This window comes from Acidovorax sp. KPB24-03 (assembly GCF_057546605.1).
In genome coordinates this window covers 1-1,607 of sequence record NZ_BAAJYR010000600.1, presented here as the reverse complement: position 1 = coordinate 1,607, position 1,607 = coordinate 1, and the positions used below count along the sequence as shown (strand labels likewise).

Here is a 1,607-nt window from a genome sequence, read left to right as displayed (position 1 = left end):
CCCCAATTCGCGGGTCCGCATACCAATGACCCGCCGCGTCACGATCCAAAACGCCCCTGGGAGAGCAATTGCAGTTCCGGCAGTTGCAGGGCAAGGAAGCCATCAGCCAACTGTTCTGTCCTTGACTGGATTTGCTGAGCGACAGCAAAAGCATCGACCCGAAAGGACGCTGCTGGGCAAGAACGCCACGGTCGTGGTGGAAACGCAGGGCGGCGGCCGGCGCTACCTGGACGGCATCGTCACCCGCTTTGGCATGCAAGGGGAGGACCACCGCTCCTATTCCTACCGGCTGCGCCTGCAGCCCTGGCTGTGGCTGGCCACCCGCAAAACCGATTTCAAAATATTCCAGAACAAGACCGCGCCGGAGATCGTCGAAGAGGTTTTGGGGAAATACGGCTACCCCCTGCAAAAGAAGCTCACCCGCAGCTACCGCCGCTGGGACTACTGCGTGCAATACGGCGAGAGCGACTGCGACTTCGTGTCCCGGTTGCTGGAGCACGAAGGGGCGTACTACTACTTCGAGCACGCGGCCGGCCAGCACACCCTGATCCTGGCGGATGACATCGTCGCCTCGCACAGCCCGCTGCCGGGGGCGGCCGTCATCCCGTTCTACCCGCCTGAGAAGGCGGCGGTCGCCGACAAGGAGAACATCCACGCCTGGGAACTGCACCAGGCGATCCACTCCGGGCGGCACTACAACGACGACTACGACTTCCAGAAACCCCGTGCCGACCTGTCCAACATGCGCCAGACCCCGCCGGGCCACGCGCACGACGCCCACGAAGTCTACGAATGGCCGGGCGGCTACACCCAGTTCGGCGACGGCGAGGCCTATGCCCGAGTGCGTCTGCAATCGAGCCTCACCGGCCAAAGCACCGTCCGGGGCCAGTCGCGTCACCGGGCGCTCGCCCCCGGCTACACCTTCACGCTGGAGAACTACCCGCGGGAAGACCAGAACCAGCAGTACCTGCTGACCGGCCTCGAATACCACTTCAAGGAAAACCCCCAGGTCAGCGCCGCCGCGCCCGGCCCCAAGGGCACGCCGCAGGAAGAGGGGTCGTTCCAGAAATTCACCCTGCAAGCCCAGCCCACCAGCCTGCCGTACACGCCTGAGCGCACCACGAGCAAGCCACGCACCACAGGTCCGCAGACCGCCGTGGTCGTCGGCCCCCCGGGCGAGGAGATCTGGCCCGACCAGTACGGCCGCGTGAAGGTGCAATTCCACTGGGACCGCGTGGGCGCCATGAATGAGAACTCCAGTTGCTGGGTGCGGGTGTCCAGCAGTTGGGCGGGCTCTGGATTCGGGGCCGTCTTCATTCCCCGGATCAACCAAGAAGTCATCGTGGATTTTTTGAATGGTGATCCGGACTATCCGATCATCACCGGCTGCGTCTACAACGCCGACAACATGCCGCCATGGGCGCTGCCGGGCAACGCCACGCAATCAGGAATCAAGACCAAATCCAGCAAGGGTGGGGCGTTCGGCGACGGATTGAAGAACGGCGCGGGCGACGCCAACGCCATCCGCTTCGAGGACAAGGCCGGGGCCGAGCAGCTTTGGCTGCATGCGCAGAAGGACCAACTCGTCGAGGTCGAGAACGATGAAG

The 1,607-nt window shown here is 64.2% G+C and carries 1 pseudogene; it reads left to right on the top strand.

Annotated features, from left to right (window positions below):
- Positions 1 to 25: 25 nt before the first annotated feature.
- Positions 26 to 1,607: pseudogene (locus AC27KI_RS24375) on the top strand (type VI secretion system Vgr family protein); the annotation flags it as partial.